The organism is Bianquea renquensis, assembly GCF_014384895.1.
Classification (GTDB): domain Bacteria; phylum Bacillota; class Clostridia; order Lachnospirales; family Bianqueaceae; genus Bianquea; species Bianquea renquensis.
On record NZ_JACRSQ010000001.1, the window covers coordinates 1 to 25,412 of the forward strand.

The following is a 25,412-nucleotide window of genomic DNA, read 5'->3' on the forward strand; positions in this document are numbered from 1 at the left end:
GTAAGAGATGGTGGTGGGGTCTTTCTGGACGAGTTGGGAAATGGCCTTGAAGGTCATGCGCTTTCCGAGGCAGTCCTCAATCACCTTGCGCTCCTCCAAAGTAAGATGTTTGTTTTTTCGTGGGTTCGATTTTTTAGCCATATGTGTGGCCTCCTTTCTGAGAAATAATTTCCCAGATTCAATTCAACCACAAATGACGTATCAAAGTAAATCCCATTTTAAATCCCACTGTGGCACTTACTTTGGGAATTTACACATGCGGAATTCCTTCCCTTTTCAATTAAAGTAACCCTTCCCTTTTCTAGGGAAGTGTTGTATAATGTACTGTAGCATAGAAAAGCGGAGGCGATTATACATGATTTCAGAAGAGATGATGGCGCTGGGGAAGAAGCGCTCTGTCATACGAGAGATATTTGAGTATGGTAAGATTCGGGCCGGCGAGATTGGCCGCGAAAATGTATTTGATTTCAGCTTGGGCAACCCCAATGTTCCACCACCGGATTGCGTGAAGGAGGCGATTCTGGATCTGGTCAATACAGAAGATTCTGTGACGCTCCACGGGTATACATCGGCGCAGGGAGATGCCAGGGTGCGACAGGCTATCGCGGACTATATCAATGCTACATATGGAACGCAAGTGGACGCGGATAATCTCTATATGACCGCAGGGGCAGCGGCCTCCCTGAGCATTTGCCTAAAAGCTTTGGCGGTGCCGGGGGATGAGTTCATCGCCTTTACCCCTTTCTTTCCGGAATATCGAGTCTTCACAGAGGCTGCGGGCGGAAAGCTGGTCGTGGTGCCATCCCGAGAGGGAGACTTTCAGATTGACATTCCTAAGTTCGCAGAAGCGTTGACTGAGCGGACTAAGGCGGTTATCGTCAACTCACCCAACAATCCATCCGGCGTCGTGCTGTCGGAGGACAACATCCGTCAGCTCTGCGATGTAATGCGGGAAAAAGAAGCGCAGTTTGGCCATCCCATTTATCTTATCACGGACGAGCCATACCGGGAACTGGTCTATGAGGGCGTCAGCGTTCCCTACTTGCTCAATTATTATGACAATACTTTTGTCTGTTATTCTTTCAGTAAATCTTTATCCTTGCCCGGTGAGCGAATCGGCTATGTCCTCGTCTCCAACAAAATGGAAGCCGAGCGGGATGTGTACGCCGCCGTCTGCGGAGCTGGCCGGGCTCTTGGGTATGTCTGTGCTCCCAGCTTGTTCCAGCAGGTCGCCGCGCGGTGCGTCGGTCAGACATCCGATATATCGGTATATAAGAAGAATCGGGATCTGTTGTATAACCAGCTGACAAGTTTCGGATTTGACTGTGTGAAGCCGGCGGGTGCCTTCTATCTCTTTGTCAAATCCATGGAGCCAGACGCCAATGCCTTCTGTGAGAGGGCAAAGCAGTATGAGCTTCTGTTAGTTCCGGGGGATGATTTCGGTTGTCCCGGATACGTGAGAATCTCCTATTGTGTGAGCACGGAGCAAATCTTGCGGGCTATGCCGGCATTTGAAAAATTGGCGAAAGCGTATAAAGCGTAGTGTGAAAGGCGGTCGCTGTCCATGGAGCAGCGGCCTTTTTTTATTGTAGAAGAAACCGCCGCTAAAAGAGAGACACGGGATGGAAGTAAGCAAAAATGTCGCCGCAAAAAGTCGAGCGAGCGCTGAAGAGTCGGAGGCGAAGAGGAAGAAGAGGAGGAAACCGCCGCTAAAAGAGAGACATGGGAAGGAAGTAAGCAAAAATACTGCCGCAAAAATTCTAGGGAAAGCCGAAGGACCGGGGGCGAAGAGGAAGAAGAGGAGGAAACCGCCGCAAAAACTAAAGACACGGGATGGTAAAAACAAAAAAAACGCCGCAAAAAGTCGAGCGAGTGCTGAAGAGTCGGAGGCGAAGAGGAAGAAGAGGAGGAAACCGCCGCTAAAAGAGAGACACGGGATGGAAGTAAGCAAAAATGTCGCCGCAAAATTCTAAGGGAAAGCCGGAGAGTCGGAGGCGAAGGGAAAGAAAAGGAGGAAACCGCCGCAAAAACTAAAGACACGGGATGGTAAAAACAAAAAAACGCCGCAAAAAGTCGAGCGAGTGCTGAAGAGTCGGAGGCGAAGAGGAAAAAAGGAGGCCACTCCTGAAGAACCAAAGACAAAAAATTGAGCCATCCGCCACTAAAATATTGGGGATGGCCTTTTTTGAATAAAAGTGGATAGTTTGCTGTCCCAGCCGCATAGGATGTTGGCGGAAGGGGGAGTTATATGAATCGTGTAAGACAATGGGAGATAGCCGGCCTCTTTTTGGTGATAGTGGCTGGCGCTGCGCTGCATTTTGTGTATAATTGGACGGGCAAGTCTATTGTAGTTTCAGCCTTTGTTCCCGTCAACGAGAGCACATGGGAGCATCTAAAGCTTCTGTTTATGCCCTATTTAGCGTACAGCAGTATTCAATATCTGGCTGTAGGAAAGAGAATAGACGGATTTTGGTACGCGAAGGCGGCCGGAGTCATACTGGGGATGGCCGCGATCGTGATTTTGTTTTATACCTATACCGGAATCGTTGGACGGAACTTTTTGTGGGTTGATATTGGGATTTTTATTCTGGGTGTTCTAGTGGCATTCCAAGAGTCGTCCAGGCGTTTGCACCGCCACGCAGACCGAATATGGCAAGAACGGGCAGGGATCCTCTGTCTAGCACTTTTATTTCTCGCTTTTGTGATGTTCACCTTTTTTCCACCTCACATCGGGCTCTTTCTCGATCCGGTAACAGGAGGGTATGGGATCTAAGACCGTTTTCCCTCCTGCGTCTGGCGAATAATATCTTCCATAATATCGTAGGTCAGCATACCAACGCCGTAGCCAAATACATTTCCCTGGGCATCAATCATAAAGGTCGTCGGATAAGCGCTGATGCCATAGGCGGCATAGGTTTCACCGGTACGGTCCATAACCACAGGGTAGGAGTAGCCTCCACCGGACAAAAAGGATTTTACAGAGTCCTCCGAAGTGTCCTGATTATGAGGATAGGCATCTGTCTTTGGGTTCGCCACGCCCAGAATAATGACATCCCCCTCGTTCTTCCCATAGGCCTCATACAATTTTTGAATATCGGGCATTTCCTCTTTGCAGGGATCGCACCAAGTCATCCAGAAATTCAGGAAAACAACCTTCCCTTTATAGTCTGACAGGGTATGAGTATTGCCGTACTGATCCGTCAAGGTGAAATCAGGGGCAGAAGCTGAGGAAGTGCTATCGCTTTCCGGCGCGGTGGAGGATTCATCTGCCTCCAGGCTCGAATCCGCAGCGCCAAAATCGGATAAGTAGCTGGTGATTCCGTTCATCCACCCCGTCAACATCATGATCCCCATGAGGATCATCAGCACGCCGCCGGCCTTTACTGTATAGCGGACAATGCGCTGATGGTTTTTGAGAAATGTAAGGAGCGTCCCGGCAAACAACCCGACGGCGAGAAAAGGGATGACAAAACCGAGTGTATACACGCCGATCAGGGCGAATCCAGCGGCAGAGGAGTTCGCGGATGTCGCCATCAGCAGGACACTGGCCAGGGCTGGCCCTACGCATGGCGTCCATGCGAAGCTGAAGGTAAATCCGAATACCAGGGCCAATAGAGGGTTCATGGCGAATCGGTCTAGCCGCAGGGGAAGACGCCGTTCTCGGCTCAGCAAGCGGGAGGAGCCAAATATCCCTAGCTGATAGAGACCGAATAGGATAATCAGGATTCCCCCTATGCGGGCAAAAAGGAGACGGTGTGAGTTAAAAAAGCGCCCGGCCGCCGTAAATCCAAGACCAAGCAGAAAGAAGGCGAAGCTAATCCCAATGACAAAAAAGAGGGTGTTGAGCATGACAGTTCGCTTGCGATACTGAACTTCGCCGTTCGCGTCCACAGTTTTGGCGCCACCCGATAGATATCCGATGTACAGCGGCACAAGAGGCAGCACACAGGGAGAAAAGAAGCTTAGGATTCCTTGTAGAAAAACAGTAATGAATGGAATGCTGGTTTCAATCGTAAAGCCCATCGTGTTCCTCCTTCAGATCACGTAGCCGCAGCCCAGCATTAGGAAAGCCGAGTGCGAAAATCCTCATAGTCAAACTTTCGGACAATGTGACAGTCGCCGCGACTATCCCGCACCGCGATGGAAGGAAGGGCCATGCCGTTAAAGGTATTGGTCTTAACCATGGAATAGATCGCCATATCCTCAAAAAGTAGCCGGCTTCCCAGTTGCAGTGGCTCATCAAAAGAATAGTCTCCGATCACGTCACCTGCCAGGCATGTGTTCCCGCCCAACCGGTAGGTGTGCGCCTTCTCGCCGGCTTCTGCGGAGTGCCGCAGGGGAGGGCGGTAGGGCATCTCCAGCACATCAGGCATGTGGCAGGCAGCGGAGGCATCGACGATGGCAAGATCCATCCCGTTATGCAATACATCCAGCACGGAGCACACAAGGAAGCCTGCGTTCAGCGCCACTGCCTCGCCGGGCTCAAGATACACCTGCACACCGTATCGCTCCTGCACCCGTGCAATGCAGGCCTCTAACAGAGGAAGATCATAACCGGGCCGCGTAATATGATGTCCGCCGCCAAAATTAATCCACTTCATCCGGGAGAGGTAGGAGCCAAAGGAGACTTCCACCGCATCCAATGTCTGAGACAGGGCGTCGGCGTCCTGCTCACAGAGCGTGTGAAAATGCAGACCATCCACACCGTCGAGGCGGTCGGGATCAAAATTTTTCGCCGTAACCCCGAGACGGGAGAAGGGGGCACAGGGATCATAGATCGCATGTCCCTCCTGCGTGGAGCACTCCGGATTCACGCGGAGACCGACGCTGCGCCCTGCGCTGCGGGCTTTTGCCCCAAAACGGTCAAGTTGGGAGAAAGAATTAAAGACGATATGATCGCAGAGGCTGACGACCTCATCAAACTCCGAATCCCGGTAGGCGGGACAATAGATATGGTTTTCCTTCCCCATTTCCCTTGCGCCCAAACGGGCCTCATACAGACCGCTAGCGGTGGCACCACTCAGATATTGACCAATAAGGGGATAGAAATAGAACATGGAAAAAGCTTTTTGGGCCAACAGAATACGGCAGCCAGTCCGCTCCATAAGTTGTTGCAAGATCTCCAGATTCTGAACCAAAAGGCCCTCGTCCACAAGAAAGCAGGGGGTGGGCAGTTCTTCAAAGCGCATGGTCAGTCCACCAAGTCCGGCGCGGCGGATTCCTTCCAGGGAAGGCCCCAGCGATTCAACGCCTCCATAAAGGGATCCGGGTCAAATTCCTCGATATTATGAACACCGGGTGTGTTCCAACGGCCAGTCAGAAGCATCATCGCCCCGATCATGGCCGGTACGCCGGTGGTGTAGGCGACGGCCTGAGAACCCACTTCCCTGTAACATTCCTGATGGTCACAGACATTGTAGATATAATGGACGCGATCCTGTCCATCTTTTTTGCCCTGGAAGATGCAGCCGATATTCGTCTTTCCCTTGGTGCGAGGGCCAAGAGAGGAAGGGTCTGGCAGCACAGCCTTTAGAAATTGCAGCGGAACGATTTTGTGCCCCTCAAAGTCAATGGGCTCGATGGAGGTCATTCCCACGTTTTCCAGGCATTTGAGGTGTGTCAAATAGCTCTGGCCGAAGGTCATAAAAAAGCGAATGCGCTTGATGCCCGGAATATTGAGGGCCAGCGATTCCAATTCCTCATGGTGGAGCAGATACATATCCTTCTCACCAATTTCCGGAAAATTATATACACGCTTGATTTCCATGGGCTCTGTCTCGACCCAGTGGCCGTTCTCCCAATAGCTGCCCTTGGCGGACACTTCCCGGATGTTAATCTCTGGATTGAAGTTCGTCGCAAAGGGGTAGCCGTGATCGCCGGCATTGCAGTCCAGAATATCGATATAGTGGATCTCGTCGAAGTAGTGCTTCAAAGCATAGGCAGAAAAAACACCGGTGACTCCAGGGTCAAAGCCGCTGCCGAGAAGCGCAGTGATACCGGCCTTCTCGAATCGCTCCCGGTAAGCCCACTGCCATTTATATTCAAATTTTGCGGTATCCTCAGGCTCATAGTTAGCCGTGTCCACATAGTGGGTTTTCGTCGCTAAGCACGCGTCCATGATGGTCAGATCCTGATAGGGTAGGGCGAGATTGAGAACCACATCGGGCGATACGGATTCGATCAAAGCGATGAGCGCCTGAACATCGTTGGCATCCACCTCGGCCGTGGTGATTTTCGTTTTCGTCGTCGGCTCGAGTTTTTCCTTCAGCGCATCACACTTTGCTTTTGTGCGGCTGGCGATGCAGATTTCCTCAAACACAGCACTGTTCTGACAGCATTTATGGATGGCGACGCTGGCGACGCCTCCACATCCGATGATCAATACTTTTCCCATAGTTACCTCCATTGTCGTTTTTATTATGAAAGTGCCAACAGCATTTCACGGACGATCTTGCAAGCCGTGGCTGTGGATATGCCGCTTGGATCATAGACAGGGCTGAGCTCATTGACGTCGCAGCCGACAACATGGGCCCTTTGACAAACCATCAAAACCGCATCGAGAAGCTGCCCAAAGGTTACGCCGCCGGCCTCAGGGGTTCCGGTACCGGGAAAGACTGAAGGATCCAATATATCCAAGTCCAAAGTGAAATAGACGGGTTTCCCTTTCAGACGCTCCAGGAGCTGGGGCAGACCGTCAAAGCTAAATTTCTGTGTCTGCACATGTCCCTGGGCTCCCCAGAGGAATTCGCTGCGATCCCCAGAGCGAATGCCAAATTGAAAGATCCGGCCGTCTCCGACCAAATCCCAGCAGCGCCGGATGACGCAGGCGTGGGAGAGGGTTGCACCCAGATAGTCATCCCGCAGATCGGCGTGGGCGTCAAAATGGAGAATGTGGAGATCCGGGTAGAGTTCGACAGCAGCGCGGACGGCCCCTAAGGTGACAAGATGTTCGCCGCCCAGCATGACAGGAAGTTTTCCATCTGCCAGAATGATCTGGCTTCGCTCCTGAATCTGACCGAGAGCCATGGCGGGATCTCCGAAACAGAGCTCCAAATCGCCGCTGTCAAAAATATGAGCGTCGGTCAAATCCGCGTTCTGATAAGGACTGTAGGTCTCCAAACCGAAAGATTCACTGCGGATTGCTTTGCTGCCGAAGCGAGTTCCCGGGCGATAGGACGTGGTGGAATCGAAAGGGGCGCCAAACAGGACGATGGACGCCTCCCCATAGGGCGCGTCGCAGCCGATGAAGGTTTCAATATTGTTATTCAACATCGCGGAGCAGCTCCTCAACATAGGCTGGCAGGGCAAAAGCACCTGTGTGAAGCCGTGTAGTATAATAGCGGGTTGACAGGCCAAGGAGATTCCAGGTCACCGCCTGTAGATCATGAACAGGGTGATACTGTTTGGATGCAAAACCGAAAAGCCAGTGGCCGGAGGGATAGGTTGGAATATGTGCCTGATAGACCCGGCTGATGGGGAAGCTGTCCACGATCCGCTTGTGGGCGCGCTGCATGGCAGCGGCATCCTCCTCATAAAAAGGACTTTCATGTTGATTGACCATAATCCCATCATCCCGCAGTGCTTTAAAGCAGTTTCCGTAGAATTCTTTTGTGAAAAGACCTTCCCCTGGCCCGAAAGGGTCGGTGGAATCGACGATGATCAGATCGTATTCATTCTCCCGGGTTCGGATGTATTTCAGTCCATCCTCAAACCGAATGTGGACTCGCTCGTCGTCCAGGCGGCATGAGGTCTGGGGCAGATATTTCCGACAGACCTCCAACACCAGAGGATCGATCTCCACCAGATCGATATGATCGATTGAAGGATACCGAGTCAGCTCTCGAATCACGCCCCCATCGCCGGCGCCGATGACCAGAACTTTTCGAACAGTGGGGTGCACGGCCATAGGGACGTGGGTGATCATTTCATGGTAGATAAATTCATCCTTTTCCGTGAGCATCATGTAGCCGTCCAGCGTGAGAAAACGCCCAAATTCCTTAGATTCAAAGACATCGATGCGCTGAAACTCACTCTGGCCGCAGTATAGCTGCCGGTCCACGCGGATGGAAAATTTGACGTTGGGGGTGTGGCGCTCAGAAAACCATAAATCCATGGGGCTATTCTCCTTTCAGTACGTTCAATTGTTGGATTGTCGGGTCTTCTGGACCGGTCATGGAGCATCCCTTCTCCTTGGCATATTCGATATAGTCCAGAATTTCCACTGTAATCTGTTCCCCGGGAGCCAGGATAGGAATGCCTGGCGGATAGCACATGACGAACTCACTGCACACCCGTCCGGCCGTATGGCGCAGCGGCAAAGATTCCTTTTCCGCGTAGAATGCGCGCTGCGGCGTGGCAATCACCTTCGGCTCGATGTACTCCTGGGTCAACATACCGGTTTTATCGCGCTGATAGCGGCGACGGATTTCTGCCAGGGCGCTGATAAGCCGCTCCACGTCCTGCCGCCGGTCTCCGATGGAGAGATAGGCCAGGACGTTTCCGATGTCGCCAAATTCAATCTGGATATCATACTCATCCCGAAGAAGATCATAGACCTCAATGCCGGCGAGCCCGATATCCAGCGTATGGATCGCCAGCTTCGTCACATCAAAAGCAAAGATGCTGTCATGGTTGACCAATTCATGAGAGTAAGCATAATATCCGCCAATGCTGTTGATCTCGCCGCGGGCATACTGCGCAAGATCGACGACGTACTGAAAGATCTCCCGGCCTCGAAGTGCGAGATTGCGGCGGGAGATATCCAGACTTGAGAGAAGGAGATAGGAGGCGCTGGTGGTCTGGGTCAGATTGATGATCTGGCGGACGTAACCAGGGTTGACGCCCGGCCCAGCTAGCAGGAAGGAGCTCTGTGTTAGACTGCCGCCGGACTTGTGCATGCTGACCGAAGCCAGGTCAGCGCCGGCGTCCATAGCGGAGACCGGAAGGTGATCGCCAAAATAAAAATGAGTGCCATGTGCCTCGTCCGCCAACACCAGCATGTGATGGCGGTGGGCCAAGGCGACGATGGAGGGAAGATCAGAACAGATGCCATAGTATGTGGGGTTATTGACCAATATAGCCACCGCGTCCGGATTCTCACGAATTGCGCGTTCCACCTGGGATACCTTCATTCCCAGCGCGATTCCAAGATTCGTCTCCACGTCGGGATTGACATAGACCGGCTCTGCACCGCAGAGCACAAGAGCATTGATCACACTTCGGTGGACGTTGCGGGGCAGTATAATTTTATCGCCCTGTTTGCAGGCGGACAGCACCATGCTCTGGACTGCGGAAGTAGTGCCACCCACCATGAGGAAGGCGCTGGACGCGTGGAAGGCCGCCGCCGCCAGTTCCTCCGCCTCCCGGATCACAGAAACGGGGTGGCATAAATTGTCCAGCGGTTTCATGGAATTCACATCGATCCCCACGCACTGCTTTCCGAGAAAATCCGTGAGCTCTGGATTTCCACGGCCGCGCTTGTGGCCCGGTACATCAAAGGGGACGACCCGCATTTTTCGAAACCGCTCCAGGGCTTCAAAGATTGGGGCTCGAGTCTGAGAAAGTGCCGCCATGGCCAGGTCTCCTTTCAATATACGTTTCTCCCGCTGAAAATCTCGATCATCTCGCAGCGCAGGCTGTCGGTGATGGCCAGCCGTGTCCGCGGCGGCAGCTCGTATACATCCGTGTTGAATAGATAATTCTGTAAGTCAATCTCCTTGATCAGCATCTTGGTATGGAAGAGATTGGCTTCATAGATATTGATATCCACCGCGTCATAGCGGTGCAGGGTCTCTTCCGAAATATAGTTTTGAATCGAGGTCATGTAGTGATCGATAAACAGCTTCTTCCCCTCCATATCCCGCGTAAAGCCGCGGATGCGATAGTCCATGGTGATGATATCGGAATCAAAGCTGCCGATGAGATAATCCAGGGTCGAGAGGGGCGTGATCTCGCCACAGGTTGCCACGTCAATATCCACCCGAAAGGTCGCCAGGCAAGTGTCCGGATGATATTCCGGATAGGTATGTACCGTCACATGGCTCTTATCCAGATGCGCAACCACCGCATCTTGCCCGGCGGGAATCATAGAACCCTCCGCGATCAAAAACGTGACGCTGGCCCCCTGTGGATCGTAATCCTGCTGGGATATGTGAAGGACTTTAGCGCCGATCATCTCCACCACGTGGGATAGAATTCCAGTGAGACGGTCCGAATTATACTGCGCATCGATGTAGGCAATATAGTCTTTTTGCTCACGGGACGATTTCGCGTAACATACATCATAGATGTTGAAACTGAGCGATTTTGTCAGATTGTTGAAGCCGTAGAGTTTTAGTTTATCTCCCATTGTTACCTCCGTGCTGCCGCTGCATAAGCGGCATGAATTGAATCCGTCTATCGTGCAAAAAGAAAACGCAAGTGCAAAGCGGTTCGCCGCTCATCACTTGCGCTGGTTCTGATCTTGTTTATCCGATGGGAAGCCGGCAGGAAAAGGCTTCTCCTCTTGTACTCAAACAGAGACTGGGGACTCAGAGTCTATATAGTAAATAGTATTACTAAGCAAATATTTTTACTTTTACTACTCTTATTGACCGTTTCACAAGTTGATGTGCCGCATGCACAATGGTTATAAGTGACCAACTTATAAAATTTGAGCTCTTAACTCAATCAATAAGGCAACAGGCGTTGCCAATCGGCAGTTGACCCGGCTGTCCGTATGGCCCTTGACTTCCTCAAAGAAAGTGGTCAAAAAATATTTGCATGGAATGACTCTGTTTCCATATCTGAATTCCATACTCTATTGGGATTATAGCATAGGGGCAAATAGAAGTCAAGCTTCTTTTTTCTGTAGACATGGCGATAGTAGTTTACAATGGTCAGCATTTATGCTAAACTACATTGGAGAATAGGAGTGAGATGAAGATGGAGTTACTGCAAAAAATGCGGCAGGCGGTTTGGGATAACCGGTGGAATCTGTATAATGCGGCGGTGATGGATGCGGAGGGGATCCACACCCTGCAGTTTCAGCCGGCCAATGCCTGTAATGACAGCTATTCCGTTGCAAAGCTGTTTACCGTGACAGCGCTGGGGATGCTCTGGGATGACAAAAAGCTGTCCTTTGATGAGCGGATCTGCGACATTTTTGCCGGGGAGCTCCCGGAAGGGCACGATCCACGGTGGGAGAAAGTGACGGTGGAGCAGGTGGTCAAGCATCGGTTTGGCACAGGTGAGGGCTACTTAGATATCGATGTGGAGGATATCCGCGATTATGGCACCAACGATTTCCTCCAGGTGGTGTTCCGCCACCCCTTGGCATTCGAACCCGGCACACATGATCAGTATTCGGACGCGGCGTACTATCTGCTTAGCCGTGTCGTGAGCAAAAAATCCGGCGTGCGGCTGGACGATTTACTCATGCAGAAGCTGTTTACACCTCTGCAATTTCAAGAAGTCGCATGGAGCAAGTGCCCCATGGGCTATCCAATGGGGGCGACAGGATTGTATATTCGCGCGCAGGATATGGTCAAGCTGGGTTGGGTCTATCTGAATGGCGGCTGTTATGAAGGTTGCCGGATCCTGTCCGAGGATTTTGTCCGTCTGGCCATTAAAAAGGGATATGAGCTGAGCACGGTCGATAAGCCGGGCCTTTATGGCAAAGGCGGGATGCACGGACAGATGTTGATGTTCTCACAGCAGGACGGAGTGGCTGTGGCCTGGCATGGATTTGATGGCGAGGGAGGCTCAGAGTTAATGCATTTAACGGCTTCGTGGCTGCACGGGTAACACAGGCGGCACTATCGTTTGGCCTGGACATACCAAAAAGGAGACTCACAGGGGAATGAGTCTCCTTTTCGGTTTAGAGGAATTATTAGTAATAAAGAAGGGGATGGTTATATAGTACAAGACCTACGTGAACTCAAGATGAAGAAAAAAATAACGTTCTGTGAAGAATTCATGACCAATTTATAAAATGAATCCACACGGGACAGGGAATTTTCCAGGTTGCAATCAGAGGGAATTGTTGGTATAATAAAGGAAACAAACCGAATCTATAAAACAAGGCAAGGAGATATCCAATGAAGAAACGAGTATGGCTGACAGGCCTGATCCTCAGTCTTTTGGCGTTTGCCGCTGTCGGCTGCGAGCAGCCGACGCCCGTCTCCGACACGGTGAAATGGATCAATACGACATACGCGCTGCTGACCGAAGCCAACCATGGCGACCGCGATTTGATTGGGGGCTTTAAGAAGACGGAGCTAAACGAGGAACAGGTGAAGGCCCTGTTGTCAGAGTGGTGGGGCGTTTCTGACAGGGCCACGGCTGACGAGAATTTGGATTGGCTGTTGACGGAGGGGCACCGGATGGTATTCCAGGAGGACATGGCGAATCTGGAGGAGATCGGATTAGTCGATCTGTCCAGCGAGGAATTGCGGAGCGCGGCTGAGAATTCGGGGTACACGGAAGAGGAAGCGGCGTGGCTTGTGGCCATGGTGGAGCTGTACCGAGACAAGGGCGGCCACGCCATCGACGCGTGGGACTACTGCCGGGCACTCCAAGTTTTGGGGTATTACTACGTGGCCGGATATTATACGGAGGAGGAGACCCTCGATGCCTCTTTGGAGGTGGCAAAGACACTGCAAGGAATGTATGGCTCCTGGGATGAATGCATGGAGAGTTATCTGGCGGGGTACCAATATTGGCAGGAAGACGATGGGCAGGACCCGGATTCCGCAACGGCAGCCCGGCGTAAAATCTACGAAGATCTACAGTCCAGTGATGAGAATCCCTACGAATTGGATTGGAACACGTCCTTAGTCAAAACCTGGTAGACTCCCCGTTAAATTGAAAAGGACCCTCATGTTATTGACAAGAGGGCCCTTTTTCCTGTAGGAAAGTCCGCGAACACAAACTTTTTTATTGTGTGGAGTCCCTGTCCAATAGAAGAACTCGGGCGGGAGCGCCCTCAGCTTGATCCAGCTTCAAGGGCAAACAGAATAGCGTATACATGCCAGGTTGGATGGAATGCAAATTTAAGGCTTCTAGGATTACCATGGAGTTGGTTTCCAGCAGAATCCGATGGGTGCGACTACAATCGGGGCCAAAGGGGCCGACAGAATTATAGTCGATTCCCAGACAGCGAATCCCCTGGGAGACGATATAGCGGGCGGCGTCCGGGGACACGCCGCAGAACGATGTGTGAAATGGGCCGTGATATGGGCGGTGGCTGTTGGGGGTCTTCAGCAGAAGGCGCTGTGTTCCACTCGGAATGTTCCCCATAAGATCTTCAACCTCTACAGTTCCATTGGAGCAGGGACAGTCCAGCACGAGACAGTCTCCGATGAAGTAGGACAGATCCATTTCTCCGAGCCGCTTTCCATTGGAAAGAAAATGGTATGGGGCGTCCACGTGAGTGCCAGTGTGAACCCCCATGGAAAGTTGATGAAGGTTAGAGTCGGAGCCACACCCGATGGTTTGAATCTGTTCCAGAGAAAAGAGGGGATCCCCCGGCCAGATGGGAACCTCTCCATTGAGGGTATGGGTAATATCGTAATAGCGCATAGCAGCATACCTCCGTGCGGCAAATTTTGGCATTGCCGATTTTGGCCATTGTACCACAGTTTTCATGTTTTGCCAAGCGGATGTGGCAACATTGCCATGGCATTCGGCCAAGGGATTTCTTGTGCAACCTGTACATTGAAAGAAACGCAAGAGAATGAGATAATCGTCGTGAAATCACCGATGATGATCTGCTAGCAGCATACGGGGGTTACCATGAAGATTACGATGGAACAAATTGCAAAAGAAGCGTCCGTTTCCCGGTCAACGGTGTCCAAAGCTTTGAACAACTGTGTCAATGTGGACAGGGAAACAAAAAGCCGCATTTTGGCCATTGCCAAGGCGTATGGCTATGCGACCCGGCATATGGAGGAGACGGGGTATGCAATCGCTGCGGTATTGCCGGTCAACCCGTCATACTTTTGGCGAGAGGCAATGGTGGGCTTGCGGGAGGCGCTGCTGGACGCCCCGGACTGCACCTGCATATACGCGCTCTATTCTGCTTTAAACCAGGAAAAGGAATTTTTGCAGTGTCTGGAGGACGCGGTGAGAAAATCAACAAAGGTTTTGATCGCGGCTGCGCCCTCGTCAGACCTTGTCCGACAGCGGTTGGAGGACATCGCAAGAGAGCGCTGTGTCATTCTGCTCAACGAGGGCCCGGCGGCTGAGAATACCTACTATGTAGGGATGAACGCCTATGAAGATGGATGGGGTTTGGCTCACCGTTGTGCTTCGCTCCTGAAAACCCATAGCCGTATCCTGATGGTCCGCTGTGCAGAGACAAATCATAGGACAGAGCGGCGAAATGCGGGATTTTGGGATGGAGTCAGGACCTTCGCCCCTCAGTCGCATCTTGTGGGCGCCATTGCGGCAAATCTCGAATCGAAGACGGTGGCAGCTGAGCTAGCCCGCGAGCTGGCAGCCACCTATGGCGGTAAAATTGATTGCGTTTACGCGGACACGGGAATTCTGCCACAGGTATGTCTAGCACTCTTGAAGACGCGATTGCCCGGTATCATCTGTTTAGGATATGAAAATCCAAAACAGAACTCCGAGTATTTTCAAGCGGGAATGCTGGTTGGGGTCATGGAGCAGGACATCCGGCAGCAGGGGCGGGCCTGCATGGAAGCGGCATGCGCCTATGTGACAACGGGACAACGGCCGATTCCGGAACAATGGGTTCCATCAAAATTTTATAACGGAGGCAAGACGATGAAGAAAAAGGTGAGGGTTGGAGTTTTTGGGGCATACCGAGGCCGGACGATGATCGAAATGCTGGCTCAATATGAGGATGCGGAATTGGTGGCCATCTGTGACAAATATGAGCCGGCGCTGGAAAACTGCCGCCGCCTCATTGAAAAAACGGACTCCAAGGTGACATTGTACACGGATTTTGAGGATTTTTTCAGCCATGACATGGATGCCGTTGTCCTGGCGAATTATGCAAATGAACACGCCCCCTACGCCATTCGTTTGCTGCAATCAGGGCGTCACGTGGCCTCCGAGGTGCTTCCGACAAAGAATCTGGCCGAGGCGGTGGCGCTGGTGGAAGCGGTGGAAACCAGCGGAAAGGTATACGCGTATTTGGAGAATTACTGCTATTTCCCGGCGACGAGGGAAATGCGGCGGTTGTACCGGGAGGGAAAGCTGGGCGAGTTCACCCACGGGGAAGGGGAGTATGTTCACAACTGTGAGTCCATCTGGCCAAGTATAACCTACGGAGAGCCGGAGCACTGGCGCAACACTATGTTTTCTACCTTCTATTGTACCCATAGCTTTGGCCCCATTGTGCATATCACAGGACTGCGGCCGAGTCGGGTGATCGGCATCGAGAATAATCCTGCGGAGCGAATGTTGAAGCTGGGGAGCAGGAGCGCAGAGGCGGCTATGGAGATCGTCGAGATGGAGAACGGAGCCATGGTCAAGAGCATTCACGGAAATCTAGTGCGGGAACCTTCCTCTATCTGGTATAGCATATACGGGAACAAGGGGATGGCGGAGTCCAACCGCTGGGAAGAGGGTGTGAACGTGGTCAACCTGTATGAGGCGGAGACGGACAAACGTACTGTTTATAAGCCGGGGGCGGCTACGGCGTCAAAGCTTGCAGAGAGGATTCTGGGACACGGCGGCAGCGACTTTTATACGGTCCATTATTTTATCCAAAAGATTTTAGGGAATCCTGAGGGTGAGGAAAGCATCGGCGTTTATGAGGCGCTGGATATGAGTCTTCCAGGGCTGTTGGCCATGCGGTCGATTTTGCGGGGCAATATTCCCCTTGCGGTACCCAATTTCCGTAATCCTGGGGAGAGGGAGATATACCGGCAGGATTCAGCGTCAACCTTCGCAGGGGCAGAGGATAGGCTGCCGGCTTGTGGGAAAGAGGGATTTGCCGTCCCAGAAGGAACCTATGAGCGGGTTCGGAAGCAATGGCTAGAAAAAGAGCGCAAGGCAGGGCAGGAGTAGGAAATGGGGTACGGCCTTCTGTTTGGCGCCATCCTCTGCTTTTCAGTGCAATCGCTCTGCATGAAGCAATATCAAGTTCAAACGGCTGGCAATAGCAGGGCGCCTTTGTGGGCGCCCTGTCTGTATGGGCTGTTTCGAAGCATTCTCTGCCTGGCCGTCAATGGCTTTCAATTCTCGATTACTTGGAATTCTGCCATCTGCGGGGTTTGGTATGCTTTTTTCAGCGTGGTCTGTAATCTAAGCACGCTGGCCGCCTTTCATCATGGCAAGATATCGGTCGTCACTATATTTTTGCTGCTGGGAGGTATGATTCTTCCTGCGCTGTACGGAGTCATAGGGCTCGGGGAGACAGTACCGCCAAAGGGCTGGGTAGCGATGGGAGTTATGATCTGTGCGCTGATCCCCTCAAAAAAGAAGAGAAGAGAACATACAAAATACCGTGTCAGCTTTTATATTCTATGTTTGGCTGTTTTCTTTTCCAATGGCTTGATCAGTGTCGTAACCAAGTATCATCAGATTATGGAGAATGCCGCCTCGGAAAATGAGTTCCTGATCTTCTCGTCGTGGATGACCATCGCCCTATCTGCGGTGACGCTTCGATTCACAGAGAGACAAAAAGGAGGTGGCACATTTTCGAGCCTTCGAATGATCCCGCCGGCCGCCATGGGCATGATGCTGGGGTATGCGGTGCTGAACACAGGGGGAAATCTATGTTCTCTGCATGCGGCTAGCAATCTGCCATCCTCTTTCCAGTTTCCCATCATAAGTGCCGGTGTCATCGTCCTGACAGCGATCCTCTCATCCATGGCGTTTCGGGAACCGGTGGCGAAGGGGGAAGTCAGAAAGATTGGATGTGCAATTGTCGGAATTGTACTCTATATAATATAATTTTACATGACTCACCCATCCGTCTGTGCTATACTATCTATACATTGATTCGATTCATACGGAGGTTGCCATGAAAAATCAAGAAGCCATTTTAGAATTTTGTCTGGAGGCGGGGGCGTATAAGGCGGCGGTGCTGCCAGTCGAGCGGATTCCATTTGACAAGAGTTTAAGAGCCTATTGCGAAGCGAACTATTGCGGTTCCTATAAGAAAAACTACGCATGTCCTCCCAGTGTGGGAGATCCAGACACGGTTATCGCCAAGGCGAGAGGCTATCAGGAGGCGCTGGTTTTCCAGACCGTTGGAAATTTGGAGGATTCCTTTGACGTGGAGGGGATGGAGGAGGCTGGCAAGCGGCATAATGCCGTAGCTGAGGCCATTCGGGGGCGGATCGAAGCCCAGGAAGAGCAATTTTTGCAGCTGACGGCCGGTGGATGTTCTGTCTGCCCAGTGTGCGCCAAGGTGGAGGACAAGCCTTGCCGGTTTCCCGAAAGAGCGATTTCATCTCTGGAAGCGTACTGCATGAACGTGTCCGAACTGGCAGGGTTGTGCAAGATGCGTTACATTAACGGTCAAAATACGGTAACATATTTTGGAATGTTTTTGCTAAGAGGTTGATTCGCATTGTAAAGTGAGGAGGAGTAGACAGTGGAGCAGAAGAAAGAGTATAGAGTTGGGTATTTAGGTGGTTCCATTACAGAGGGAGCTGGCGCCAGCTGTGATGCCGCCACCTATCGGAGCCGGGTTACAGCATGGCTTCAGGACACAAATCCTCAGTTGAAGGTAAAGGAAATCAACGCGGGAATCGGAGGGACGGGGTCGTCCCTGGGCGTATGCCGGATGGACCATGACTTGCTATGGGCCAATCCGGATTTGGTCTTTGTAGAGTTTGCCGTCAATGACGATTCCATGGAGGAGACTTTGTGCCTGCGGTCGGTGGAGGGGATCGTGCGCAAACTGCTGGCGCACAATCCAGAGGTTCATATCGTATTCCTATATACCATAACAAAGAGTTACATGGACCGGTTTTACCATAAAGGGGTTCTGCCGGATGCGGTGAAGCTACACCAGCGCGTCGCAGAGTATTACGGTATTCCGTCGATCAATGTAGGGCTTGCTCTCTACGAATATTTGCAGAGGACAGGTGCGGCGGTGACGGAGTATCTGCCGGATACGGTTCATCCTAACGATCGGGGATATGAACTGTACGCGAAGACGATCCAACAGATTTTCCCGTCCATCCAGTTTTCAATTCAAAAGCCAATAGCACCCTTGACGCCGGGAGTGTATGAGCAGGCTTGTCTGCTTCCAGCAGAGGCATTGGCGCAAGGGGCCTGGAAAGTGGGAGATCGGGACATGATGGGACGATTTGAGAGCTTTATCGCCTGTGATACCGCCGGGGCGGAGCTCACCGTACCCTTTACTGGCACCCTGATCGGGATCTACTGGACAATCGAGCAAGACAGCGGGGTGATTGAGTATTCCATCGACGGTGGACCGGTCCGGCGTCAGTCGGCTTGGGACCACTATGCCCTCTCATTTAGCCGCGCGTGCAGCATCATATTGGATACGCATTTGGAGGAGGGGACTCACCAGCTTGTTATCCGCATCGCCGGTGAGAAGGATGCGCAGTCTAATGGCCGTTGGATTCGAATCGGCGCATTTCTCGTTTGTCCATAAAAGAGCGCGCAGGATGAAAATAGTATAATAAGGCCGATTATGATGCAATGCGCTGATGCGCCGGAATGGGAGGATGTCATGAAAGAATATTCATTTCGACTGGTGGACTCAAGACGTCACGGTATCGGTAACTTTCCGTGGGCCGATACGAAGGTGGATACGCGGATCTTAGTGAGTGTCGAGGATAATCGCGGCGGATACACCCTGTACACGGATAATTTAGGTGACAGCTGGCAGGAACGGAGGGAGGGCACCCGTCCTCACATGGTGGAGATGCCAGACAAAACTTTGTTCGGGGTTGGCTTCTCCAATGTGGCGATCGGCCACTTCGATCCGAGCAAACAGAAAAAAATTCCCTATCTTATGAAAATCATGCGTGCGGAGTCTATGGACGCTCTGTTGTCGGGAGACATCCAGGTGAGCTTCGCCCAGGTGGAGATTCCGGACCTGGCGGTGGGCTACGGAGACAGCCAAGATCCAAAGGAGTATCACACCGGGGTGACGGGGCAGACGGTGATTGTAATGCCAAACGGCGATCTCATCGTGCCTATGTATGGACAGTTCAAGGCGGATACGACGAAGCTTTCGTATTTTCAGAACTACGATTTCTATCAGTACAGAGTGTGGTGTGTCATTTCGAGGGACAACGGCCGGAGTTTTTCCTATCTGTCCACTGTGGCGGACGTGCAGACATACCCCTGTGATCCGGAAGCGGAGGGGTACTGTGAGCCCGATATGCTCCATCTGGGAAACGGTCATCTCCTCTGTGTCATGCGGACTCAGGGGCACGAAGTGTATTCGGCATTGTACGCCGCCCACTCCTATGACGGTGGTATCACATGGGAGCCGCCGAAAGAGATTTGTCCTTACGGCGTACTGCCTCGGCTCGTGCGGCTTTCTGACGGGGGGATCCTTTGTGCTTCCGGCAAATGGGGAACCTTCTTCATCACATCGTCGGATGAGGGCCGAACATGGGCAAAGCCCTACGCGGTTTCCGATAACAGGGGACAGTGGGACCGAGGGCCCTCTGGCTATGTATCGGTATGGGAGACGAGGCCAGGCGAAATCCTTCTCGTCTGGGACGAGACCGAAGATCTGGAGTCAGAGGATATTAAGCCGGGAGAACGGCGGATCGTGTACATGAATCGATACCAAATCACCGCTGATGAGGCATTGCTTTCAAAGGAGAGTCCGCGTCCATATGTGTCAAATATGCAATAAGGATTAGTAAAAACTGTATCGATAATTCAGATGGAAAGCAGATTTTCTATCTGAATTATTGTTATATATAACAATAAAACCTTGATATATAGTAAAAAATATAGTATACTTTGTATACTCATCTGAAAGATGGCAGTTTGTTTTAGAGACTCACGATGAAAAGGAGGGAACGACACTATGGAAGGGGAAAAAGGGAAAGGGTATTGCGTCTATTTGCTGCTAATCCTGGCATGGTTAATGCTTCTTGTAGGAGTCTTCTGGTATATCGCCAGCAGAGAAGAAGAGCGAAAGCTTAAAAGCGAGATCATTCAGGGTTCTGTGGATATCACCCAGTTACAGACAGAGTTGTATACATTGAATGTCTCAATGCAGGAGATAAAGAAAGCTGAATCTATGACAAACGCGGTGATACGAGACATTACAAAAAGCTCCTATGCTTTGCAGACAAGCGTAGTCTACTCAATTCTAAACGACCGTGATGTTTCTCGGAGCGATGCATTTTTTGGGATGCTGGCACAGACAGCCAGTCATTTAGAGCAACAGGCCAGCGGCGGTGCTCTAAATGGAGAGATGACAGTGGAAGCGCTGGAGCAAAATCTTCAGATCGACATGGAGGAATTGTGTGCATTTCTGGCGGGGGCCTATGAGAAAACAGTGGAATTTTTCGCATGGCAGAAGGAGACCTATGGGTTGAAAGGTCTGAATCAGCGCACGCGTCAAGAGAAACGATCAGATTTAGAAATTATGAAAGACCTGTACAACAGCATATTGGATATGATACCGGCAGCGGTAGAGGAGAGGTCATGAAAAAAAGAATCTGGAGTATCGGCTGTCTCGTCGCGTTGATGGGGGTAACCCTTCTCGTTGGCGCATTCTGTCGGCAAAGACAACTTAGGACAGAGCGGGAGGAGAATTTGGTGGATGCGGTGGACGCCTTTTACAGCATGAGGGATTGGACGCGCGCCATGCAAATAGAGCTTGTGTTTATACGGGATACGCTGGGCAAGGAGACCACAAACCTTTATGGGTATGTGAAAAAAGCGGGAATGGAGATGCGGCATTTTGCGTGGCGAGTCGCAGAGGAAGATCTTTTGCAGGCAGCTAATTATCTGGATGCCTGTGCGGAGAGCACCGATTGGTATCAACTTCTAGACCTGACCCAGAGGCTGAACGGGAAGTTTTTGCAGTTTGAGGAGGCGTTGCGGGACAGTTACGGGCAGGATTTCATTGAACGGGTAGGTGCGGAGCGGGAGAGGGCCAGAAATGAGGCGCACTATCAGGAGGATATGGCTAGGCTGCGGACGTTCGCGCAGGAACTGGCAGCTGAATTTCCATAACGTATGATCACCTACGGGTTCCTGCGTTGACAGCCCTGCTAAAGTATTGTATACTAAAAAACGGTGATTGTAATGAAAAACGTAACCCTCGCAGACATAGCCAACAAGACTGGTTTCTCAGTCAATACGGTTTCCCATGCCCTTCACGATAAGAAGGATATCTCAGCGAAAACAAAAGAGCAGATTCAGGCTGTGGCGAAAGAGATGGGCTATATCCGAAACAGTTCGGCAAGCTCCCTTCGATCTGGAAAGACGAAAAGTATCGCCATCATCGTTGGCGATATTTCCAACCCCCATTTTTCGATCATGATCAAGGAGATGGAGACGCTTTTTCGAAAAAAAGGTTATACGTCGTTTATCTTGAATACCGACGAGGATGAGGAGATGGAATGGACGGCGATAACATCGGCCATCAGCAAGAATGTGGATGGTATCATTCTCTGTCCCGTGCAAAAGACAGAGGGGAACGTTCGATACCTTATGGAAACGGGGATCCCGTTTACGCTGATTGGGCGCAGGTTTGACCAGATTCCAACCAATTACGTCGTGTGCGATGACGAGAACGGGGGATACCTTGCCGCATCCTATTTGCTCTCGGAAAATCACCGCCGGATTTTGTTTTTAAACGGCGGCGCATATATCTCCAGCGCAAAAGAGAGACTTTTGGGAATTCAGAGGGCATTCGTCGAAAAGGGAACCCCCCTCGATCATCTGCGGGTGGTGACCATTCCGGTGGTCAATTCCAACCAGGAAGCGGCCATCATACAAATTTTGAAGGAAAATGCCGATTGCACAGCGATTCTATGCTTTAGCGACATTATCGCCATGCAGGTCTGTCATGGGCTTGGCCGGATGCACGTGTCGATTCCCGATCAGGTATCTGTCGTGGGGTTTGACAATATTGCATCAACGTTTTCATTCCCCATGCTGCTCTCCTCTGTCACCTCCTCAAAAAATAAGGTATCGGAGGAAGCGGTCAAAGTTTTGTTGGAGATGATGGAGGGAAGAGGGGAAGTGCACCGGCAGATCGTGTTGCCTACGAAGATTATACTGCGGGAGACAACAAAATTTACAGGCGGGTCTTGACGATCCGCCCTTTTTATAGTATCATCACATTAACGATAATGTAGAGAGGGTGGAGAACTATGGATCGGGCCTTATATGAGTTAATTCAGAAGAAGAAACATCATATGTACAGAAGAGAGTTATCGGTATCCTTAGACTTTGCCGGCAAACCGCCGGAGGAGAGGATGGCGATGCGCTTTGAGAAGCTGTGCGAGGCGGAGACGCCAGTTATCCTGCCAGGGGAAGAGATCTGTTATCTCCGCACGATTTCCAGGATTCCCGATATTTTTAGCGAGGCGGAGTGGCAGGAAATCCGGAAAACGAAATATATCCATGAACTCGGCTATATGTCCAATGTCTCGCCGGATTATGAGAGCGTCATTCGGGACGGATTGCTTAAACGGCGGGAAGCGGCGGATGAATATGGCCGGCGCGCCATCGACGCAATTTTCGGCTTAGCCGACCGGTATCGGGACGAGGCGGTAAAACAGGGGCGCCGCGACATCGCCAAAACGCTGGAGCGCGTACCCCGCTACGGCGCCACCAGCTTTCGTGAAGCGCTGCAATTTTTTCGGATTCTCCACTTTTCTCTATGGCTTGAAGGCAACTATCATATCACGGTAGGCCGGTTTGACCAATATATGTTTCCCTATCTTCAAGCCGATATGGAGAAGGGGCTTTACACGGAGGAATCGGCGCTTTCGCTTCTCGAGGATTTCTTTTTATCCTTTAATCGGGATAGCGATTTGTATCCGGGGGTGCAGCAGGGTGACAATGGACAGAGCATGGTGCTCGGGGGAATGGATTCAGAGGGCAACGATGCGTTCAATCTTCTGTCCAAGCTTTGCCTTCAAGCCAGCGAAGATCTTAAGATGATCGACCCGAAAATCAATCTGCGCGTCAGCCATAACACCCCGCTGGAAATCTATGAAATGGGAACTCGGCTGACAAGGGCGGGGCTGGGTTTTCCTCAATACTCCAATGACGATGCGGTGATCGAAGGACTGACCGATCTAGGGTACGATCTTCAGGATGCGAGGGATTACGTGGTCGCGGCCTGTTGGGAATTTATCATTCCCAAGGTCGGAGCGGATATTGCCAATATCGCGGCGCTATCGTTTCCCAAGATTGTCGATACCTGCCTTCACCGCAAACTTGCTGTCTGTCATACCTTTGAGGACTTTATGGCTGCGGTTCGGCAGGAGATTCATGAAGAATGCGGGAGGATCTGCAGCTCGATCCAAAATGTATGGTTCATTCCCTCCCCACTGTTACGCCTCTGTATGGGTGAGATTCGCTACCGCAACGAGGGAATTCACGGGACTGGAATCGCAACAGCGGCGGACTCTCTCTACGCGATTCAAAAGTATGTGTATGGTCATGAGATCGAGCCAGATGCGTTCCTGGATATGATCGACAGCGATTTTGAACATCACGGAGAATGGCTGCCCAAGCTCCGCTATGAGACGGAAAAGATGGGAAATGATGTGGACGATGTGGATACCATAGCCGTGGAGCTTCTCGATGACTTTGCAGATGCGTTAGCGGGAAGGAAGAATGATCGCGGCGGCATCTTCAGGGGAGGTACAGGCAGCGCTATGTACTATTTGTGGCACGCCGACGAGATCGGAGCCTCCCCAGATGGACGGCGGAAAGGGGAGGCTTTTGGCGCGAACTACTCGCCCAGCTTGTTTGCGAAGACAAAAGGGCCCTTCTCTCTGATCAAATCCTTTGTCAAGCCGAATTTAAAGAGGGTCATCAACGGCGGCCCCTTGACGCTGGAGTTTCACAGCAGTATGTTTACCGACGAGGCGTGCATACAGAAGGTGGCCCAGCTTGTGAAAACCTATATCGATTTGGGCGGCCATCAATTACAGCTGAATGCGGTCAATGCTGATGTGTTGCGGGACGCGCAGCAGCATCCGGAGGATCACCAGCAGCTTGTCGTCCGAATATGGGGCTGGAGCGCATACTTTGTTGAGCTGGATAAGGAATACCAGGATCATGTGCTGCAGCGAACGGAATACACGATATGATAGGGACAATCTTTGATATCAAGGAATTCTCGCTCCACGATGGTCCGGGGGCCAGAACGACAGTCTTTTTTAAAGGGTGTCCATTGCGGTGCCGGTGGTGTCATAACCCGGAGGGGCTAAAGGCGGAGTCTGAATTGATGATTAAGCGGTCTCTCTGTCGGCATTGCGGGCGGTGTCTCCAGCCATGCGAGCACCCGGAATGCGAACCCTATGAACGGTGTATCCACGCGTGTCCCCACGGGCTGATCCAGGTCAGCGGGGAGAAATATGGGGTGGAGGAGCTAGCCGAGATTTTGATGCGGCATGTGGATTATTTTCGCCGGTGTGGCGGGGGGGTCACGTTCTCAGGGGGAGAGCCGCTGATGCAATCCCAATTTTTGTTGGAGCTTGCCCGAAAGCTGGACTGCCATGTTGCGCTGCAAACAAGCGGATACGCTGACAAAGATGTATTTCAAGCTGTGGTCGGGGAGATGGACTTTGTGATGTTCGACATCAAGCTGGCCGACCGGCAACAGCACATGACCTATACGGGGGTGTTTAATGACCGGATCCTCGCCAATTTGGATTTTTTGAGGCGGAGCGGTACGGATTTTCTTATTCGAACGCCTTTGATTCCCGGAATAACGGACACGGAGGAAAATCTGGACGCCATTCAACGAATTGTGGGGGGAGACCCGTGGGAAACCCTGCCCTACAACCCCATGGCCGGAGCCAAATATCCGATGTTGGGGATGCACTATGCACTCCAGGATCGGAAATCTTAAGGACATCCGCGTCGACAAGGCCGGCTAGGCGCTAATCGCCGTCTTACATCATTTGGCAAGAATCTATAAATCCCTTACAGGCAAGGCGGAACGCAAAAACGGCAAAACAACTGCTATCGGAGTCAAATTTGCCTGTGGGAACGACCGGTAGAGTTCAGATCTGCAATGAGTAGTACTTTTCTGCCATATTGAATCAGATGCTTTGAGAGAGGCAGACCCAGCGTTATGCCTGGAAAAGTGTTTAGAACCAATCAATATCAACATTATTTCTGATTGGCAGAATTTTATAAAATATCACTGTTTATCATCATTAGGGCGTGGTCCACAATAGTATGATTCTGCCAGATCTCACATAGGGGATGGAAGCAGTATCGGCTGTAAAACGGGGCGGCGCCAGAACAAA

General features: G+C 51.6%; 24 protein-coding genes. 15 read left to right on the forward strand and 9 right to left on the reverse strand.

Annotated elements, in window-relative coordinates; all coding sequences use genetic code 11:
• Positions 1–141: helix-turn-helix domain-containing protein (locus tag H8730_RS17500; protein WP_249289791.1), on the reverse strand; the 141-nt coding region annotated here is incomplete at its 3' end.
• 214 nt (positions 142–355) lie between these two features.
• On the opposite strand from H8730_RS17500, the gene H8730_RS00005 reads away from it, so the two are divergent.
• From H8730_RS00005 to H8730_RS00015, 3 genes are all read left to right on the forward strand, one after another.
• Positions 356–1,543 (forward strand): pyridoxal phosphate-dependent aminotransferase, encoded by a 1,188-nt coding sequence (locus tag H8730_RS00005; protein ID WP_249289073.1) that lies wholly within the window; start codon positions 356–358, stop codon positions 1,541–1,543.
• 79 nt (positions 1,544–1,622) lie between these two features.
• Positions 1,623–1,973 (forward strand): hypothetical protein, encoded by a 351-nt coding sequence (locus H8730_RS00010; protein ID WP_249289075.1) that lies wholly within the window; start codon positions 1,623–1,625, stop codon positions 1,971–1,973.
• 275 nt (positions 1,974–2,248) lie between these two features.
• Positions 2,249–2,773 (forward strand): DUF6512 family protein, encoded by a 525-nt coding sequence (locus H8730_RS00015; protein ID WP_177719508.1) that lies wholly within the window; start codon positions 2,249–2,251, stop codon positions 2,771–2,773.
• Here the strand turns inward: H8730_RS00015 and H8730_RS00020 are convergent.
• From H8730_RS00020 to speD, 7 genes are read right to left on the reverse strand one after another with little or no spacing between them, the layout of a single operon-like run.
• Positions 2,770–4,023: a cytochrome c biogenesis protein/redoxin gene (locus tag H8730_RS00020; protein ID WP_177719509.1), complete on the reverse strand. Its 1,254-nt coding sequence runs from the start codon at positions 4,021–4,023 to the stop codon at positions 2,770–2,772. The two genes, H8730_RS00015 and H8730_RS00020, sit on opposite strands and share 4 nt — an antisense overlap.
• A 38-nt stretch (positions 4,024–4,061) precedes the next feature.
• A complete protein-coding gene (gene nspC, locus H8730_RS00025) occupies positions 4,062–5,189 on the reverse strand; it encodes a carboxynorspermidine decarboxylase (protein WP_177719510.1) in 1,128 nt (375 codons plus the stop codon).
• A gap of 2 nt (positions 5,190–5,191) precedes the next feature.
• Entirely contained in the window at positions 5,192–6,394 is a 1,203-nt protein-coding gene (locus H8730_RS00030; RefSeq protein WP_177719511.1) for a saccharopine dehydrogenase family protein, read from the reverse strand.
• A gap of 23 nt (positions 6,395–6,417) precedes the next feature.
• Positions 6,418–7,272 carry an agmatinase gene (gene speB, locus H8730_RS00035; protein ID WP_177719512.1) on the reverse strand — a complete coding sequence of 285 codons (855 nt, stop codon included), beginning with the start codon at positions 7,270–7,272 and terminating at the stop codon, positions 6,418–6,420.
• Positions 7,262–8,113, reverse strand: a complete 852-nt coding sequence (speE, locus tag H8730_RS00040; RefSeq protein WP_249289077.1) for a polyamine aminopropyltransferase — start codon at positions 8,111–8,113, stop codon at positions 7,262–7,264. The genes speB and speE overlap by 11 nt, the downstream gene beginning before the upstream one ends.
• Before the next feature lie 4 nt (positions 8,114–8,117).
• On the reverse strand, positions 8,118–9,572 hold the full coding sequence (locus tag H8730_RS00045) for an aminotransferase class I/II-fold pyridoxal phosphate-dependent enzyme (protein ID WP_177719445.1): 1,455 nt from the start codon (positions 9,570–9,572) through the stop codon (positions 8,118–8,120).
• A 14-nt stretch (positions 9,573–9,586) separates the two neighbouring features.
• Positions 9,587–10,348: an adenosylmethionine decarboxylase gene (gene speD, locus H8730_RS00050; RefSeq protein WP_177719444.1), complete on the reverse strand. Its 762-nt coding sequence runs from the start codon at positions 10,346–10,348 to the stop codon at positions 9,587–9,589.
• 575 nt (positions 10,349–10,923) lie between these two features.
• On the opposite strand from speD, the gene H8730_RS00055 reads away from it, so the two are divergent.
• Positions 10,924–11,784: a serine hydrolase domain-containing protein gene (locus H8730_RS00055; protein ID WP_177719443.1), complete on the forward strand. Its 861-nt coding sequence runs from the start codon at positions 10,924–10,926 to the stop codon at positions 11,782–11,784.
• A 293-nt stretch (positions 11,785–12,077) separates the two neighbouring features.
• Positions 12,078–12,830: a DUF1266 domain-containing protein gene (locus H8730_RS00060; protein WP_249289079.1), complete on the forward strand. Its 753-nt coding sequence runs from the start codon at positions 12,078–12,080 to the stop codon at positions 12,828–12,830.
• 85 nt (positions 12,831–12,915) lie between these two features.
• On the opposite strand, the gene H8730_RS00065 is transcribed toward H8730_RS00060, so the two are convergent.
• Positions 12,916–13,560 carry a cyclase family protein gene (locus H8730_RS00065; RefSeq protein WP_249289080.1) on the reverse strand — a complete coding sequence of 215 codons (645 nt, stop codon included), beginning with the start codon at positions 13,558–13,560 and terminating at the stop codon, positions 12,916–12,918.
• 213 nt (positions 13,561–13,773) lie between these two features.
• Here H8730_RS00065 and H8730_RS00070 point away from each other — a divergent pair, with 213 nt between their 5' ends.
• The 10 genes from H8730_RS00070 to H8730_RS00115 all read left to right on the forward strand — a co-directional run bounded on the left by H8730_RS00070 (position 13,774) and on the right by H8730_RS00115 (position 25,009).
• The gene (locus tag H8730_RS00070; RefSeq protein WP_249289081.1) at positions 13,774–16,020 is read left to right on the forward strand and encodes a substrate-binding domain-containing protein; all 2,247 of its coding nucleotides are present in this window, start codon (positions 13,774–13,776) and stop codon (positions 16,018–16,020) included.
• A gap of 3 nt (positions 16,021–16,023) precedes the next feature.
• Positions 16,024–16,908, forward strand: a complete 885-nt coding sequence (locus H8730_RS00075; protein WP_249289082.1) for a hypothetical protein — start codon at positions 16,024–16,026, stop codon at positions 16,906–16,908.
• 70 nt (positions 16,909–16,978) lie between these two features.
• Positions 16,979–17,524 carry a DUF2284 domain-containing protein gene (locus H8730_RS00080; RefSeq protein WP_177719857.1) on the forward strand — a complete coding sequence of 182 codons (546 nt, stop codon included), beginning with the start codon at positions 16,979–16,981 and terminating at the stop codon, positions 17,522–17,524.
• 30 nt (positions 17,525–17,554) lie between these two features.
• Positions 17,555–18,586: a GDSL-type esterase/lipase family protein gene (locus tag H8730_RS00085; protein WP_249289084.1), complete on the forward strand. Its 1,032-nt coding sequence runs from the start codon at positions 17,555–17,557 to the stop codon at positions 18,584–18,586.
• Positions 18,587–18,664: 78 nt separating this feature from the next.
• Complete coding sequence (locus H8730_RS00090) at positions 18,665–19,807, forward strand: sialidase family protein (protein ID WP_177719855.1); 1,143 nt, start codon at positions 18,665–18,667, stop codon at positions 19,805–19,807.
• A 177-nt stretch (positions 19,808–19,984) separates the two neighbouring features.
• On the forward strand, positions 19,985–20,614 hold the full coding sequence (locus H8730_RS00095; protein WP_249289085.1) for a hypothetical protein: 630 nt from the start codon (positions 19,985–19,987) through the stop codon (positions 20,612–20,614).
• Positions 20,611–21,144 carry a hypothetical protein gene (locus tag H8730_RS00100; RefSeq protein ID WP_177719853.1) on the forward strand — a complete coding sequence of 178 codons (534 nt, stop codon included), beginning with the start codon at positions 20,611–20,613 and terminating at the stop codon, positions 21,142–21,144. The genes H8730_RS00095 and H8730_RS00100 overlap by 4 nt, the downstream gene beginning before the upstream one ends.
• A 72-nt stretch (positions 21,145–21,216) precedes the next feature.
• The gene (locus tag H8730_RS00105; protein ID WP_177719852.1) at positions 21,217–22,230 is read left to right on the forward strand and encodes a LacI family DNA-binding transcriptional regulator; all 1,014 of its coding nucleotides are present in this window, start codon (positions 21,217–21,219) and stop codon (positions 22,228–22,230) included.
• A 59-nt stretch (positions 22,231–22,289) separates the two neighbouring features.
• The gene (locus tag H8730_RS00110; protein WP_177719851.1) at positions 22,290–24,245 is read left to right on the forward strand and encodes a pyruvate formate lyase family protein; all 1,956 of its coding nucleotides are present in this window, start codon (positions 22,290–22,292) and stop codon (positions 24,243–24,245) included.
• Positions 24,242–25,009, forward strand: a complete 768-nt coding sequence (locus H8730_RS00115; protein ID WP_249289087.1) for a glycyl-radical enzyme activating protein — start codon at positions 24,242–24,244, stop codon at positions 25,007–25,009. Before H8730_RS00110 ends, H8730_RS00115 begins: the two co-directional genes overlap by 4 nt.
• Positions 25,010–25,412 lie beyond the last annotated feature (403 nt).